Genomic DNA, 14263 nt, shown 5'->3' on the forward strand with positions numbered 1-14263 from the left:
AGCATGGGTCCGCAGCATTGCTTCAAGCTTCCCGCCCTCGCACTGACAGGCTTGGTCCTGTTGTCGCCCTCGGTGGTCCTGGCCGCTGCCGAAGAGGCACCCGCGCCGCCCGCCGCCCCCCCGGCGGCCGAGGCGCCGCCCCCGCTGCCCCCCGCTTCCGGCCGCAAGCTGGAGAAGGGCACCTTCTTCCGCCTGCTGGGCCAGGACGTGAAGGGGCCCAGCGACATGGTCGTGGCGCAACTGGTGAACGTGCTGGTGGACGCGCAGGCCCAGCCGGTGGGCGCGGTGCTGGACTACGGCGGCTTCCTGGGCGTCGGCAAACGGCGGCTGGCGGTGGCCTGGGAAGTGCTGAGCATCGGTCCTTCCGGCATCAAACTGAGCCTGGGCCGGGAGCAACTTCGCAGCATCCCTGACTTTAAGGACGGTGAGGGTGCCGTTCTGGCCGCGCCTCCTGCGCCAGCTGAGGCAGAGGCCCCCGCGGGAGAACCACCCGCGGACCAATAGAAGGCGGGTTCATGACAGGCGGACGGAGCGGACGGGCGCTCGACTGGCTCAACTTCTTCACCGCGAATGTGCAGACCGGCTTCGGTCCCTTTGTTGTCGTCTATCTGACCACCCAGTCCTGGACCGAGGTGCAGACAGGCCTGGTGCTCAGCATCGGCACCGCGACCATGATGCTGTGCCAGGTGCCCGCCGGCATGTTGGTGGATGCCACGCCGCGCAAGCGGCTGGCGGCGCTGGTCGCCATCCTGTGCATCGCCTTCAGCGCCCTGCTGATGGTGGTCTGGCCCTCCTACCTGCCGGTGCTGGGCTCCCAGGTGCTGCATGGCGTCGCGTCGTGCGTGCTGACGCCGGCCATCGCCGCCATCAGCCTGGCGCTGGTCGGGCGGGCGCATCTGGGGGAGCGGCTGGGGCGCAATGCCCGCTTCGGCGCGCTGGGCAGCGGCATCGCGGCGGCGGTGATGGGTGTGGTGGGCTCATGGTTCTCCGCAGGATCGGTCTTCTGGCTGACAGCCGCGCTGACCATTCCCGGCCTGATCGCGCTGTCGGCCATCAGGGGCACGGCGCTGCATCCGCCGCCGGTGCAGCCGGTCGTCGCCGGCGTCACCGCTCCGGAAGGCGGGCTGCGCTCGCTGCTGACGGACAGGCGCGTGCTGGTGTTCGCCGCCTGTGGCATGCTCTTCACCTTGTCCAACGCGGCGCTGCTGCAGCTGGTGGGCACCGAGATCACGCGCAATGCCGGCGACTACGCCAATGTCGTGATCGCCGCCTGCATCGTGGTGCCGCAGCTGGTGATGTGCGCCATCGCGCCCTGGGTCGGCCGGCTGACGGAAACCCGTGGGCGGCGGCTGGTGCTGCTGGCCGGGCTGGGCGCCCTGCCCCTGCGCGGGCTGCTGATGAGCGTGATCAACGACCCTTACCTGATCGTGGCGGCGCAGGCGCTGGATGGCATCAGCGCCGCCGCGCTTGGCGTGCTGGTGCCGCTGCTGGCCGCCGACCTGACGCGGGGCAGCAACCGCTTCAACCTCTGCATGGCGTTGTTCGGCCTCTCGATGGGGCTTGGCGGCACCATCAGCAGCACCCTGGCCGGCGCCATCGCCACCTGGGTCAGCGTGGGCGCGGCCTTCGCGGTGCTGACAGCGGCCGGTTTCCTGGGCTTCCTGCTCGCCGCTTTCGCGATGCCGGAAACGCGGGAGGCCGACGACAGCCTTGAGCCGGCTCTGGGGGCGCCCTGAGGCACCCCCGGGCGCCTCAGCGGATCTCGCGCAGCCCGCACCAATCGGCGATGAAGGCGGCCATGGACAGCGTCGTCTTGCGGATGCTGTCCAGGTTGGTCCGCTCGTCGAAGGCATGCGAGCCCTCGCCCGCCGGGCCGTAGCAGAGCGCCGGCATGTCGTAATACAGGCCATAGAAGCGCGTGTCGTTCACGCCGGTCGAGCGCCGCTCCTCCATCGGCTTGGCGAAGACCTGCTGATGCGCGCCCGCCAGCACCTTCTCCGCCTCGCTGCCCGGCTCCAGCACGAAGCCGTCGGCCTGGAAGCCATGCCAGATGATCTCCGGCGGGTTGTTGGACAGGAAGTTGTCGCCGCCCTGTGCGGAGCGCACGCAGGCCTCCACCGCCGCCATGGCGTCCTTGACCTCGGTGCCGGGCAGCACGCCGATGCGGCAGTCCACCTCGCACCAGGCCGGCGTGGAGCTGGCCCAGTCGCCGCCGCGGATGATGCCGGGGTTGAACTTGATGGGGTCCTGGATATCGGCATACCAGGCGTGCGAGCGCGCCTCGACGTTCACCGCCTTGGTATGTTCCTGCAGCGCCTGGATCAGGTGCATGGCGGAGAGGATGGCATTGGTGCCGGTCTGCGCGTAGGCGACATGCACCGGCACGCCGCGCACGCGGATGCGGAACCACAGCGTGCCGGTATGGGCACGGGTGATGGTGTGGTTGGTCGGCTCCGGAATCAGGCAGGCATCGGCCCGGTAGCCGCGCGCCAGCGTGGCGAGCGCGCCGTTGCCGGTGCTTTCCTCCTCCGTCACCGTCTGCAGATGCACATCGGCGGCGGGCTCGAAGCCAGCGGCGCGGATGGCATCCATGGCGTAGATCATGCAGGCGACGCCGGCCTTCATGTCATTGGCGCCGCGGCCATACATCCAGCCGTCGCGGATCACGGCGGCATAGGGCGGGTGTGTCCACATCTCGGTGGGGCCTTCCGGCACCACGTCGATATGGCCCTGCATGATCAGGCTGCGGCCGGTCGGGTCCTTGGCGCGGTGGCTGGCCACCACCTGCACCGACTTGGCCGGGTCGGCATCCACCATCGGGCTGGCCTTGGGATGCGAGGCCAGCGGGGTATCGGCGATGGTGAAGCGGTCCACGGCATAGCCGCGCGTGCTGAACTGCCGCGCGAGCCAGTCCTGGATCGGCGCCTCGTTCCCACGCAGGCTGGGGAAGCGCACCATCTCCGACAGGAACTCGACTTCCCCATCGAAATTGGCGTCGACCGCTTTGCGCAGGCGCTCAAGAACAGTGTTGTCAGGCATGGGCTTTCCTCTCCGTCTCAGCGCTGCACAGGTGCGGCATAGAGCGCCGAAGTGTACCAGTTGGGGCTAGCATCGTAGGTGATGCGGTCCTTGCGGGCCGCCCAGTTCACGCGCAGGTAGAAGACCGGGATCACGCCCTTGTCCTCCACCAGCGCCGTCATGGACTGCCCCGTCAGTTGCAGGCGGCGGGCGGGGTCCATGGTGCGCAGCGCTTCCTCCAGCGGCCCATCCACCGCCGGGTTGGAGTAATGCTGCCGGTTGAAGGGACCGGCGCCGGTCTCCGTCTTCCTGGTCATCGCCACCTGGCGCAGCGTGTTGGCCGCCAGGTTCGCGGTATAGGTCGTCAGGAACATCGCGAAGTCGCGGTTCGTGGCGCGGGTGAAGAAATTCGCCGGCGGCAGCACCTCCACCTGGGTCTCCACGCCGATGCGGTTGAAGCCCTGCGCGATGGCCTGCAGCACATCCGAGTCACTGGCGAAGAAGCCATTCGGGCCATGCACGGTCATGCGGAAGCCCTCGGCATAGCCGGCTTCCGCCAGCAGCTTCCGCGCGCGCTCGATATCGGTGGCCAGCGGCGGCAGGCCGCGCGCACGGTCCTGCACCGGCGGCGGCGCGAACTGCTCGGCCGGCGTGCCCTGCCCGGCCAGCAGCCGGTCCACGATGCCCTGCCGGTTGATGGCCAGCGACAATGCCTCCCGCACCCGCCGGTCCTGCAAGGGGTTGCGCGCCAGCGGCTTGCCCTGCTTATCCGTGATGAAGGGCACCTGATCCCGGCCGCTGTCCGGAAAGAGATAGGCGGTGCCGTAGCTGTCGGTGCCGCTGATGGTGATGCGGGAATCCGCCTGCAGCCGCTTCACATCCTGCACGGGCACCGTGTCGATCAGATCGACCTCACCCGCCAGAATGGCCGCGACGCGGGAGCCGGCGCTGGAGACATAGCGCGTCTCGACCCGATCCCAGGCCGGCTTCGCGCCATAGAAATTCGGATTGGCTTCCAGCGACAGACGCTCGTTCAGCACGAAGGAGCGGTAGCGGTAAGGGCCGGTGCCGATCGCCAGCTTGCCGGAGGTGAAGCCAGATGTCGTCGCATCCATATGGATCTTGCGCGACAGGATCAGCACGCGCGTCAGGTCGTAATCCAGGAAAGGATTGGGCTGGTGCGTATGGATGCGCACCGTCAGCGGATCGACCACCTCCACCGATTTGATCGAGCGCGCATAAGGCGTGAAGGGCCCCGGGCTATTGGGGACATTCGGAATACGCTCCAGCGTGAAGGCGATATCCTCGGCCTCGAAGGGCGTGCCGTCATGGAACTGCACGCCCTGGCGCAGCTTGAATTCCCAGGTCAGGTCATCGACCACCCGCCAGGATGCCGCGAGCCTGGGCTTCAACTCGCCGGAATTCGCCTCCTCAACCAGGGAGTCGAAGATCTGCTGCAGCGCCATGTTGTTGTTGTTGGTGGAATGGTAATGTGGGTCGAGGGCGCTTGGAGATGTCATAGCCGCAATGGTCAGCGTCGTTTCGGCGACAGCCGGCGCCGCGGCAAGGGCCGCGAGAAGTGCCACAGCCGGAAGAGCTGCATTACGGTACTGCATCAATGTACTGTTCCCTCAACGTTTCCTTACGGATGTTACCTAAAGTTTATTGTGCCGCTAGAGCTTTTGTATGGTTGCCGGCAATGTTCCGCAATGCGATCATTCTTCCGCCGTAGCCATTCGACTTCTTGCTTGTCGCAACAATGTCTTTCCAAAAAGCGAAAGTTCCGCTGAGTGGAACTTCCGTCTTCCGCATCAGTCCGTGATGGCCTGATACGTCAGCACCCGCAATTCACGGCGCAGCGGGTAGGTCGAGGATGGCATGAGCTGCGTCAGCAGGATCACCGCCATGTCTTCCACCGGGTCCACCCAGAAGGCCGTGCTCGCGGCACCGCCCCAGGCGCATTCACCCGGCGTGCCGAGGATCTGCGCGCGTGCCGGGTCTAGCATGACGGAGAAGCCCAGGCCAAAGCCGATGCCCGTATAGGTGCTTTCAGAAAAGCGGGCCTGGCCCATGGCGGCCATGTCGCCGTCCAGGTGGTTGCTCATCATCAATTCCACCGTCTTGCGGCCGAGCAGCCGCACGCCTTCAAGCTCCCCTTTGTTCAGCAGGAAGCGGCAGAAGCGCGCATAGTCCCATACGGTGGAGACCAGGCCGCCTCCCCCGGAGCAGATGGCACGTGGCGCGCTGAAGCGACCTTCGCGCGGGTCGTCGATCAGCACGGGCCGCCCATCCTGCCCCCGCGCGTAGCAGGCAGCGAAGCGCGGCAGCTTGTGCTCCGGCACATGGAAATCCGTATCCGCCATACCCAGCGGCGCGATGATCCGCTGCCGCATGAAATCCCCGAAATCCTGGCCGGAGATGACGGCGACGAGATGCCCCAGCACATCGGTGGCGATGGAATAGTTCCAGGCACGCCCCGGCTGCGCCAGCAGCGGCAGGGAGGCCGCCAGTTCCACCACCTCGCCCAGGCTGCGGTCAGAGGTCTGGAAGTCGACGCCCTGCTCGCGGTACATCGCATCCACCAGCGTGGATTGCATGAAGCCATAGGTCAGGCCGGCGGTATGCGTCAGCAGGTCCCGGAAGGTGATGTCGCGCTCCGCCGGCACTGATTCGAAGGAGCCGCGGCTGCCGCCGGTGAAGACCCGCATGTCGCGGAAACAGGGCAGGAAGCGCGTGACCGGGTCGTCCAGCTGGAAGCGGCCTTCCTCGTAGAGCATCATGATGGCGACGCTGGTGAGCGGCTTGGTCATGGAATAGATGCGCAGGATGCTGTCCGGCGTCATGGCCACGCCGCGCTCCATGTCCGCGAGGCCCGAGCAGCCCAGATGCGCTACCTGCCCGCGTCGCATGACCAGCGTGGTGGCGCCAGCCAGCTTTCCGTCGCGGATCAGCGCCTCCCGCCAGGCATCGACACGGGCCAGCCTTTCGCCGCTGAGGCCGACATCATCCGGTTTCACGGCATGAAACGCGTCGTTCATGGAATGGCTTCCCCACTGCGGCGTGATGCGCCACCATGCCGGCCACCGGCTGGTTTGGCCAGCCGGAGACGCAAGTGAAGGAACCGGTGATGCCTGACGTCCAAGGCTGGCGCGCGAAGTTCGGCGTGCTTGGCCCTTCCACCAATACCATCGTCCAGCCCGACTTCGACGCAATGCGTCCGATGGGCGTCACCAACCACTATTCCCGCATCTTCACGCCCAATGCCAACGCGGTCAGCAACGAAAGCTCCCGCGCCGGCACCGAGGTGATCGCCGGCAATGTGCTGGACGCGGTGCGCAGCGTCATGACCTGCAAGCCCGACTATCTGGTCATGGGCATGTCGGCCGTCACCTTCTTCGATGGCGCCAAGGGCGCCGATGCCTTCGTGAAGAAGGTGGAGGACGAGGCGGGCGTGAAGATCAGCGTCGGCAGCCATGCCTGCGCCGCCGCGCTGAACGCCTATGGCGGCGTCAAGCGCATCGCCTTCCTTTCACCCTACTGGCCGGTGATCAATGCCGAGGTGAAGCGGTATTTCGGCGACATGGGCTTCGAGACGGTGCGCGAGACCTGCCTGCAGTGCAAGTCCTGGACCGCCATCGCCGAGGTGACGGAAGACACCCTGCGCGGCGTGCTGCGCGAGCTGGACGGCGACGACGTGGACGCCATCGTGCAGGTCGGCACCAACCTGTCCATGGTGCGGCTGGCGGCGGCGGCGGAGATGTGGCTGGGCAAGCCTGTCGTGGCCATCAATACCGCGACCTACTGGCACGCCCTGCGCGCCAACGGCATCAAGGACCAGATGCAGGGCTTCGGCCGGCTGCTTTCCGACTTCTGAGGCCGCGCCTCAGGGCTTGCGGCGCAGCAGGCGCCGCAGCCGGCCGCCGCGGAACAGGCCGCGGCGGCTGAGGGATTCGAACATCTCCTCTGGCCCTTCCGGGTCCAGCACCTCGTTATCCGCCAGCCATTGCTCGACGGCATTGAGGTCCGGCTCCTCGTAAGGGCGCAGGGAGCGCCCCGGGCCGCGCAGCTTCTCGATGGTGCGGATCAGCGACCCCTCCTGCTCCATCCGCCGCGCGACCTCGGCTTCCTCCGCGCCGAGATGCTCGGCCAGCAGAGAATCCCGGAAGCGGCGGATGCGGTCGGAAAGGTCGGGGTCGCAGGGCGCGCCGGCATCGACGGCCACGTCGCATTCGGTGTCGAGCCGCAGCGACCGGTTGTTCATGTTGGAGGAGCCGACGCGCAGCACGCGGTCATCCACGATCATGATCTTGGCATGGACGTAGATCGGCTCGCCCCCCGCCGTGAAGGGGTGGTAGAGCCGGAAGCGGCCATGCTTGTCGGCCCGCCGCAGCGCCTCATGCAGCCGGGCACGGGCGGTGTCCATGGCGATCGGCTCCAGCCATCCCTGGGCGGTGACCGGGTTCACCAGGACGATCTCCGGCCCATCCGGCTCAGCCAGCCGCTTCGCGATGGCCTCGGCGATGCGGCGGGACGCGAAATACTGGCTTTCCGCATAGATGAAGCGCCGCGCGCTGCCGATCAGGTCGAGGTAAAGGCGCTCGATCTCATGGACCGGTTCCACATCCGGCATCTGCGGATAGGTGCGGGCGATGGCGACATCCACGTTCCCGAACTGCGGCGCCAGCGTCTCGGGCCAGCAATCGGTGCAGCTTTCCACCGGCTTCAGCTCACGCCCGCCCGCGGCGCGCCAGCGGTCGCGCGCCACCTGCCCGATGGCACGGGCGGCCTCTCCCTCCAGCGCCATGGTGGCATCGTGCCAGGGCTTGTAGGGGCTGCCGTTGGGGCGGCGGCGGCCGGGGTCCGAGTCCAGGTGCTGCCGGGTGTCCCAGCGGTCCGAAGTCATGTCGATGCCGCCGCAGAAAGCGAGGCTGTCATCCAGCACCACGATCTTCTGGTGATGCGAGGCGCCGGCGGGATGCATGCCATCCAGCCGCGCGGTGATGCGCTTGTGCCACATCCAGCGCGCCAGGGTCAGGATGGTGGTGCCGCGGAACAGCGTGTTCACCGCGCCCAGGTCCCAGCGCAGCAGGAAGACTTCCAGCTCCGGCCGCCGCTTCACCAGCCAGAGAATGAAATCGCCTAGCTGCTCGGGAGCGTCATCGCCGGCATCTGCCTGCCCCAACCGGATGCGCGCATCGAAATCCCAGCCCACCAGCATGATGCGGTGCCGGGCGGCGAGCATGGCGGCGCGGGCGACGCGGAAATAATCATCGGCATCGACGATCACCGCTGCGCGGTCGGCCCGGGCGATGCGCCAGCAGTTCTCGCCCGGCCGCAGCAGCGGAGATGCCGCGCGAAGGGGGGCGGATTGGTCCATGCCTGCTGGTTTCACTCCCGTCCCTGGCGGCGCCAAGGCCGCATCGTGACCATTTGGTGGCCGGCGAAGCAACGGCTGCCAGGGGTCCGGGTTGCATGGCTCAGCCCGAGGTGCCGAGGCGGTTGGGCAGCGGCCGGCCGGCGGCGAAATCCGTGGCCGATTGCAGGGTAGTGCGCGCGATGGCCTGCAAGGCCGGGCGGGTCAGGAAGGCCTGGTGGCCGGTGACCAGCACGTTGGGAAAGGTCAGCAGGCGCTGGAACACGTCGTCCTGGATGATTTCATTGGACAGGTCCTCGAAGAACAGGTCGCCTTCCTGCTCGTAGACATCCAGCGCCACGCCGCCGACGCGGCCGGATTTCAGCGCGTCGATCAGCGCATCGGCATCCACCAGCGCGCCCCGGCTGGTATTGACCAACTGGAAGCCCGGCCGCGCCGCCGCGAGGCTGGCGGCATTGACCAGATGATGCGTCTCCGGCGTCAGGGGACAGTGCAGGGTGACGATATCGGCCTCCGCCAGCAGTTGCTCCACCGGCACATAGCGGATACCGGCGGCGATCAGCGCGGGGTCCTGCACATGGTCGGACGCCAGCACCTCGCAGCCGAAGCCCAGCCGCAGCGCCCGCGCCACCAGCCCGCCGATGCGGCCGGTGCCGACCACCCCCGCCACGCGCCCATGCAGCCCGAGGCCCAGCAGCCCGTCCAGGGAGAAGTTGTTCTCCCGCACGCGGGCCCAGGCACGGTGGATCTTGCGGTCCAGCGCCAGCAACAGGCCGATGGTGAATTCGGAAACCGCCTCCGGCGAATAGGCCGGCACCCGCACCACCGCGATGCCGAGCCGCTCCGCCGCCGCAAGATCGACATTGTTGAAGCCGGCGCAGCGCAGCGCCACCAGCCGCGTGCCGCCTTCGGCCAGCGCGGCCAGAGCCGAGGCATCCAGGCGGTCGTTGACGAAGGCGCAGACGGCGGGCCAGCCGGCGGCGAGCGTGGCCGTCACCGCATCCAGGCGCGGCTCGAAGTAACCGATCTCGTGACCGTAATCGCGGTTGGCTTCATCGAAGCTGTTGCGGTCATAGGTCTTGGTGCTGAAGAAGGCGATGCGCATCGGTACCTGTCTTTCAACCGAGCGAACGCAGCAGGCTCCACAGGAAAGGCAGCCAGAGCGCCGTCAGTACCGCATTCAGCCCCATTGCGAGCCCGCTGAACACCCCTGCCTGCATGTTCACCGAAAGCGCCCGCGCCGTGCCGATGCCATGGGCGGCCGTACCGATGGCCAGCCCCCTTGCCCGCCAGTCGCGGATTCCGGCCCAGTCCATGGCCATCGGTCCCAGCACGGCGCCCACGGCGCCGGAGCAGAGCACCACCACGGCGGTCAGCGAAGGCAGCCCGCCCAGCCGCTCCGCGATGCCCATGGCGACGGGTGTGGTGACCGAACGAGGCCCCAGGGAAGCGACGATCTCCGCCGGGGAACCCAGGGCCGCCGCGATGCCGACGCCAAGCGCCGCCGCCAGCATGCCGCCGAGGAGGATGGACAGCACCGCCGGCACCATGGCGCTGCGCAGCCCGTGCCATTGCCGGTGCAGCGGGATGGCCAGCGCCACCGTGGCCGGGCCGAGCAGGAAATGGACGAATTGCGCGCCCTGGAAATAGGCGCGGTAGTCGATGCCGGCCGCCATCAGCCCAGCCGCCAGGATCAGCACCGCGATCAGCACTGGATTGGCCAGCGGGTGGTAATGCGCCAGCCGGTGCAGCCGCACCGCCGCCAGCCAGGCCAGCAGCGTGAAGGTCAGGGCGGAGAGCGGCTCCCGTGCCAGGTAAACCCAGATGGCCGCGATATCGGCGGGCATGGCGGTTCAGCCCCAGCGCCGCAGCAAAGCCTGCGCCAGCCGCCCGGTGATGACCATGGCGAGCAGCGTGCCCCCCACGATGGCCAGCATCAGGGACAGCCAGTTCTGCGCCAGGGTATGCAGCAGCACCACCACGCCGACGCCCGCCGGAACAAAGAGCAGGCCCAGGTTGCCCAGCAGCGTATCCGCCACCTTGCCCAGGGCTTCCGGCGGTTCACCTTCCGGGTAGCGCAGCAGCAGCGCCAGGAACAGCAGGACCATGCCGATCACCGGCCCAGGAACGGGCAGGTGCAGCACGCGTGCCAGGACCTCGCCGATCAGCTGGCAGACCAACAGGGCAGTGATCGCGCCGGTCATGGCCGGCACGCGGTGATGAAGATGGACATGGCAAGGGTCCCTACAGCGCAAGGACCCTCAGGTTCCCTCCGGCTGGCCGATGCTGCAACGCACAATGCAACCGGCCAGCCTTGCGAAGGGTGCGAGCCTCAGGCGGCGTAGGTGACCGTCACCTCGCCCACGCCCTCGCAGGTGCCGTGCATGGTGTCGCCCGGCTTCACGGCGCTGACACCGGCCGGGGTGCCGGTCATGATCAGGTCGCCCGGCAGCAGCTCCACGTAGCGGGAGAGATAGGCGATGGCCTCCGGCAGTGACCAGATCATCTGGTTCATGTCGCCGGTCTGCTGCACCTTGCCGTTGACCGTGATCTCGATCTTGCCCTGGGTCGGGTGGCCGATGCGCGCGGCCGGCACGATCGGGCTGATCGGGCAGGACTGGTCGAAGCCCTTGGAAAGTTCCCAGGGACGACCAAGCTTCTTGGCTTCGGCCTGGATGTCGCGGCGCGTCATGTCCAGGCCGATAGCATAACCATAGACATGCTCCAGCGCGCGCTCGGCCGGGATGTCCTTGCCGCCCTTGCCGATGGCCGCCACCAGCTCGACCTCGTGGTGCAGGTCCTTGGTCTGGCCGGGGAAAGGCAAGGTGCCACCGGGCACGGCGGCATTGGCGGGCTTGGAGAAGAAGAAGGGCGGTTCGCGGTCCGGGTCATGGCCCATCTCGCGCGCATGGTCGGCGTAGTTGCGGCCGACGCACCAGATGCGCCGAACCGGGAAGACGCCTTCCTCGCCAGCGACGGGGATGGTGGTCTCGGGCGCGGGCTCGATGACGTAGCGCATGGCGGTCTTCTCCTGAACCAATCGACAAATTGGTTACGCCTGTGCCCGGAAGCCGTCAAGCCGCTGGCGTGACGCCGGAAGGCCGCCTATGGCAATGCGTCATGGAACCTGAACCCGGCCTGGACGGCACGCCGGTGCTGACGCTGCTGCAGGCCTATCTCGCCAGCACCCCCCTGCCCGATTCCGGTCGCCTGCCGCCGGAGCGTGAGCTGGCGGAGGCGCTGGGCGTATCCCGTGCCGAACTCCGCAAGGCGCTGGCAACGCTGGAGGCGGAAGGGCAGCTCTGGCGCCATGTCGGAAAGGGCACCTTCCTGGGCGCCCGGCCGCTGGCCGCCATTGGCGACGTGGCGCAACTGGCGCGGCAGGCCGGGGCGGAGGACACGCTGCGGGCACGGCTGGTGCTGGAGCCGCAACTGGCGGCGCTGGCCGCGCGCCACGCCACCCCGGAGCAGGTGGAGGCCATGCGGGCCGCCATGGAGGCTTCCCGCCGCCCCGGCCTCTCCTGGCGCGGCTACGAGGGCCAGGATGCCCGGCTGCACCGGGAGATCGCCGCCGCCGCCGGCAATCCGCTGCTGCTGCATCTGTTTGACCAGCTCGCCGCCATCCGCCGCGTGCTGACCTGGAACCGCCCGCGCCCGCAGCCGGAGGGCCCGCCGCCTGGCCACCCCTCCTTCGCGGAGCATGAAGGCATCGTCGCCGCCATCGCGGGTGGCGAGGCTGCGGCGGCGCAGGCACGGATGCACGACCACATCGCGGCCGTGCACCGGATCATCGCCGCGGGCTAGACCGCCGCCGAGTGGCGCTGCGCCGCCGGCCGCCAATAGGCATCGAAGCAGGCCGCCACCTGCCGCACGAAGCGCCGCCGGGCCGGCGGCACCAGCAGATGCGCGCCATCCAGCCGCACCAGCCCGTCCCGCTCCAGCGGCCCCAGGCGTGCCATGGCATCCACCAGCATGGCATCCGGCACGGCGCAGAGATCCAGCGCGAAGTCGCACATCAGCCGCTCGATCAGCCCGGCGCGCAGCCGGTCCTCCTCCGTGGTGGCGATGCCGCGCGCCACCGGCAGGCGGCCGGCCGCCACGGTCTCGGCATAGCGGCGCTCATCGGCGATGTTCTGCGCGAAGCCGCCGCGCAGCACGCCGATGGAGGAAGCTCCCAGCCCCAGCAGGGCCGGCGCCGTATCGGTCGTGTAGCCCTGGAAGTTGCGGCGCAGCCGGCCTTCATCGGCCGCGACGGCCAGTGGGTCCTGGGGCAGCGCAAAATGGTCCAGGCCCAGGGCCACATAGCCGGCGGCGCGCAGCACCGCCTCGGCGGCATCCGCCTGGCCCATGCGCGCGGAGGCATCGGGCAGCAGGCTGGAGTCGATGGCCTTCTGGTGCGGCTTCATCCAGGCCACATGGGCATAGCCAAACACGGCGATGCGCGGCACCCGCAGTTCCGCCGCGAAGCGCGCGCTGGCCTCCACATGCGCCACGGTCTGCGCCGGCAGCCCATACATCAGGTCCAGGTTGATGCCGGTGATGCCCACGCGCCGCAGCCGCTCCACCCCCACGCGCACCATCTCGGCGGGCTGCGGGCGGCCGATGCGCGCCTGCACCTCAGGCGCGATGTCCTGCACGCCCAGGCTGGCGCGGTTGAAGCCCAGCGCGCCCAGCCCCTCCACCAGGGCCTCGTCCATCAGGCGCGGGTCCAACTCGATGGCCAGTTCGGCACCGGGGCGGATGCCGATGCGGGCGCGGATGGCGGCCAGCAGCAGGCCCAGCCCCTCCGCCTTCAGGATGGAAGGGGTGCCGCCGCCGAAATGCAGGTGGGAGATGCCGCCATGCGCCGGCAGCGCCGCCGCCAGCAGCTCCAGTTCCGCCCGCAGTGCGGCGCCATAGGCAGTGACGCGTGCATCGGAGCGCGTCGGCTTGGCATGGCAGGCGCAATACCAGCAGAGGTCGCGGCAGAAGGGCACATGCAGGTAGAGCGAAAGCGGGTCCGCCGCGCCGATGCCCCGCTGGAGCCACTCGCGGTAAGTGGCCTCTTCCAGCGCACCGAACTGCGCGGCGGTGGGATAGCTGGTGTAGCGAGGCACCCTGGCCTCGGCCAGGGCGAGCAGATCGCAGGAGGGCATCGGGGTGTCGGTCATGCCGGCATTCTCGCCGGTGCCGCGCCCCGCGCCTTGAGCCAGGTCAAGTCAGAAGCGGTAACGCACGCCCGCGCCGACGATCCAGGGGTCCAGATCGGCCCGCGCCCCGATGGCACCACTGTTGACCGAGACATCCGGCCGCAGGAACAGCTTCTTGACGTCGAAATTCACCGCCCAGCGCGGCGCCACCTCGATATCCACGCCGGCATTCAGCGCCCAGCCCCAGCCGTTCTTCACATCCACCTTCTCCACCGGCGGCGTGCGGCGGCCACCTTCGGAATAGAAGAAGGTGTAGTTGATGCCCGCGCCCACATAGGGGCTGACGCGCGCCTGCGGGAAAGGATGGAATTGCAGCGTCAAGGTCGGCGGCAGCGCCCAGACCCGGCCGAGGTCCACCTCACCCAGCGCCGAGCCATTCACATGCACATCATGGCGCGTGGTGGCGGCGATCAGGTTGAGGGACAGGTTGGGCGTGGCGAACCAGGTGAGGTCCAGCTGCGGCGAGGCACTGTCGCTCGCATGGGGCTTGCCGCCGATGGCATCCACCCGCCCACCTGAATCCGGCAGCACGCCGATGACGCCGATGCCGAGCACGAGGTCGCCGGCCAGCTTGCCGCGCACCGGCTCCTGCGCCGTGGCGGTGTTGGCCAGGGGAAGCGCCGCGAGGCAGGAGAAGGCCGCGGCGGCGGAAAGGCTACGAAGAATCTGGTTCACGGAAAAC

The 14263-nt window shown here is 68.5% G+C and carries 14 protein-coding genes; 4 read left to right on the forward strand and 10 right to left on the reverse strand.

The window, feature by feature from the left end:
- Nucleotides 1-60 precede the first annotated feature (60 nt).
- Both EBE87_RS14455 and EBE87_RS14460 read left to right on the forward strand, forming a co-directional pair.
- Complete coding sequence (locus EBE87_RS14455) at nt 61-504, forward strand: hypothetical protein (protein ID WP_122140049.1); 444 nt, start codon at nt 61-63, stop codon at nt 502-504.
- Between the two features lie 11 nt (nt 505-515).
- Entirely contained in the window at nt 516-1736 is a 1221-nt protein-coding gene (locus tag EBE87_RS14460; protein WP_120638517.1) for an MFS transporter, read from the forward strand.
- Between the two features lie 16 nt (nt 1737-1752).
- Here the strand turns inward: EBE87_RS14460 and EBE87_RS14465 are convergent, their stop codons facing one another.
- The 3 genes from EBE87_RS14465 to EBE87_RS14475 form a co-directional block, all read right to left on the reverse strand.
- The gene (locus tag EBE87_RS14465) at nt 1753-3039 is read right to left on the reverse strand and encodes an ArgE/DapE family deacylase (RefSeq protein ID WP_120638516.1); all 1287 of its coding nucleotides are present in this window, start codon (nt 3037-3039) and stop codon (nt 1753-1755) included.
- 17 nt (nt 3040-3056) lie between these two features.
- Nucleotides 3057-4538, reverse strand: a complete 1482-nt coding sequence (locus EBE87_RS14470) for an ABC transporter substrate-binding protein (protein WP_233553224.1) — start codon at nt 4536-4538, stop codon at nt 3057-3059.
- A gap of 291 nt (nt 4539-4829) precedes the next feature.
- Nucleotides 4830-6056: a serine hydrolase domain-containing protein gene (locus tag EBE87_RS14475; protein WP_120638514.1), complete on the reverse strand. Its 1227-nt coding sequence runs from the start codon at nt 6054-6056 to the stop codon at nt 4830-4832.
- A gap of 89 nt (nt 6057-6145) precedes the next feature.
- Between EBE87_RS14475 and EBE87_RS14480 the strand changes: the two genes are divergently transcribed.
- On the forward strand, nt 6146-6892 hold the full coding sequence (locus tag EBE87_RS14480) for a maleate cis-trans isomerase family protein (protein ID WP_120638523.1): 747 nt from the start codon (nt 6146-6148) through the stop codon (nt 6890-6892).
- A 9-nt stretch (nt 6893-6901) separates the two neighbouring features.
- Here the strand turns inward: EBE87_RS14480 and EBE87_RS14485 are convergent, their stop codons facing one another.
- From EBE87_RS14485 to EBE87_RS14505, 5 genes are all read right to left on the reverse strand, one after another.
- On the reverse strand, nt 6902-8395 hold the full coding sequence (locus EBE87_RS14485) for a phospholipase D-like domain-containing protein (RefSeq protein ID WP_120638513.1): 1494 nt from the start codon (nt 8393-8395) through the stop codon (nt 6902-6904).
- Nucleotides 8396-8495: 100 nt separating this feature from the next.
- Entirely contained in the window at nt 8496-9497 is a 1002-nt protein-coding gene (locus tag EBE87_RS14490; RefSeq protein WP_120638512.1) for a 2-hydroxyacid dehydrogenase, read from the reverse strand.
- Nucleotides 9498-9510: 13 nt separating this feature from the next.
- Nucleotides 9511-10239, reverse strand: a complete 729-nt coding sequence (locus EBE87_RS14495; protein ID WP_120638511.1) for an LrgB family protein — start codon at nt 10237-10239, stop codon at nt 9511-9513.
- A gap of 6 nt (nt 10240-10245) precedes the next feature.
- Complete coding sequence (locus EBE87_RS14500; protein ID WP_120638510.1) at nt 10246-10596, reverse strand: CidA/LrgA family protein; 351 nt, start codon at nt 10594-10596, stop codon at nt 10246-10248.
- Nucleotides 10597-10724: 128 nt separating this feature from the next.
- Nucleotides 10725-11411, reverse strand: coding sequence for a fumarylacetoacetate hydrolase family protein (locus EBE87_RS14505; RefSeq protein WP_120638509.1), 687 nt, complete (start codon nt 11409-11411; stop codon nt 10725-10727).
- A 101-nt stretch (nt 11412-11512) separates the two neighbouring features.
- On the opposite strand from EBE87_RS14505, the gene EBE87_RS14510 reads away from it, so the two are divergent.
- Entirely contained in the window at nt 11513-12196 is a 684-nt protein-coding gene (locus EBE87_RS14510) for a FadR/GntR family transcriptional regulator (protein WP_120638508.1), read from the forward strand.
- Here the strand turns inward: EBE87_RS14510 and hemN are convergent.
- Complete coding sequence (gene hemN, locus EBE87_RS14515; protein ID WP_233553223.1) at nt 12193-13542, reverse strand: oxygen-independent coproporphyrinogen III oxidase; 1350 nt, start codon at nt 13540-13542, stop codon at nt 12193-12195. The two genes, EBE87_RS14510 and hemN, sit on opposite strands and share 4 nt — an antisense overlap.
- Before the next feature lie 48 nt (nt 13543-13590).
- A complete protein-coding gene (locus EBE87_RS14520; RefSeq protein ID WP_233553222.1) occupies nt 13591-14256 on the reverse strand; it encodes an OmpW/AlkL family protein in 666 nt (221 codons plus the stop codon).
- Nucleotides 14257-14263 lie beyond the last annotated feature (7 nt).

This window comes from Teichococcus wenyumeiae (assembly GCF_003696345.1).
Classification (GTDB): domain Bacteria; phylum Pseudomonadota; class Alphaproteobacteria; order Acetobacterales; family Acetobacteraceae; genus Pseudoroseomonas; species Pseudoroseomonas wenyumeiae.

Excerpts from the sequence above, each read along its gene's own strand:
- EBE87_RS14460 (WP_120638517.1), top strand. The coding sequence starts at position 516 with ATGACAGGCGGACGGAGCGGACGGGCGCTCGACTGGCTCAACTTCTTC.
- EBE87_RS14465 (WP_120638516.1), bottom strand. The coding sequence starts at position 3,039 with ATGCCTGACAACACTGTTCTTGAGCGCCTGCGCAAAGCGGTCGACGCC.
- EBE87_RS14470 (WP_233553224.1), bottom strand. The coding sequence starts at position 4,538 with ATGACATCTCCAAGCGCCCTCGACCCACATTACCATTCCACCAACAAC.
- EBE87_RS14475 (WP_120638514.1), bottom strand. The coding sequence starts at position 6,056 with ATGAACGACGCGTTTCATGCCGTGAAACCGGATGATGTCGGCCTCAGC.
- EBE87_RS14480 (WP_120638523.1), top strand. The coding sequence starts at position 6,146 with ATGCCTGACGTCCAAGGCTGGCGCGCGAAGTTCGGCGTGCTTGGCCCT.
- EBE87_RS14485 (WP_120638513.1), bottom strand. The coding sequence starts at position 8,395 with ATGGACCAATCCGCCCCCCTTCGCGCGGCATCTCCGCTGCTGCGGCCG.
- EBE87_RS14490 (WP_120638512.1), bottom strand. The coding sequence starts at position 9,497 with ATGCGCATCGCCTTCTTCAGCACCAAGACCTATGACCGCAACAGCTTC.
- EBE87_RS14495 (WP_120638511.1), bottom strand. The coding sequence starts at position 10,239 with ATGCCCGCCGATATCGCGGCCATCTGGGTTTACCTGGCACGGGAGCCG.
- EBE87_RS14500 (WP_120638510.1), bottom strand. The coding sequence starts at position 10,596 with ATGACCGGCGCGATCACTGCCCTGTTGGTCTGCCAGCTGATCGGCGAG.
- EBE87_RS14505 (WP_120638509.1), bottom strand. The coding sequence starts at position 11,411 with ATGCGCTACGTCATCGAGCCCGCGCCCGAGACCACCATCCCCGTCGCT.
- EBE87_RS14510 (WP_120638508.1), top strand. The coding sequence starts at position 11,513 with ATGGAACCTGAACCCGGCCTGGACGGCACGCCGGTGCTGACGCTGCTG.
- hemN (WP_233553223.1), bottom strand. The coding sequence starts at position 13,542 with ATGACCGACACCCCGATGCCCTCCTGCGATCTGCTCGCCCTGGCCGAG.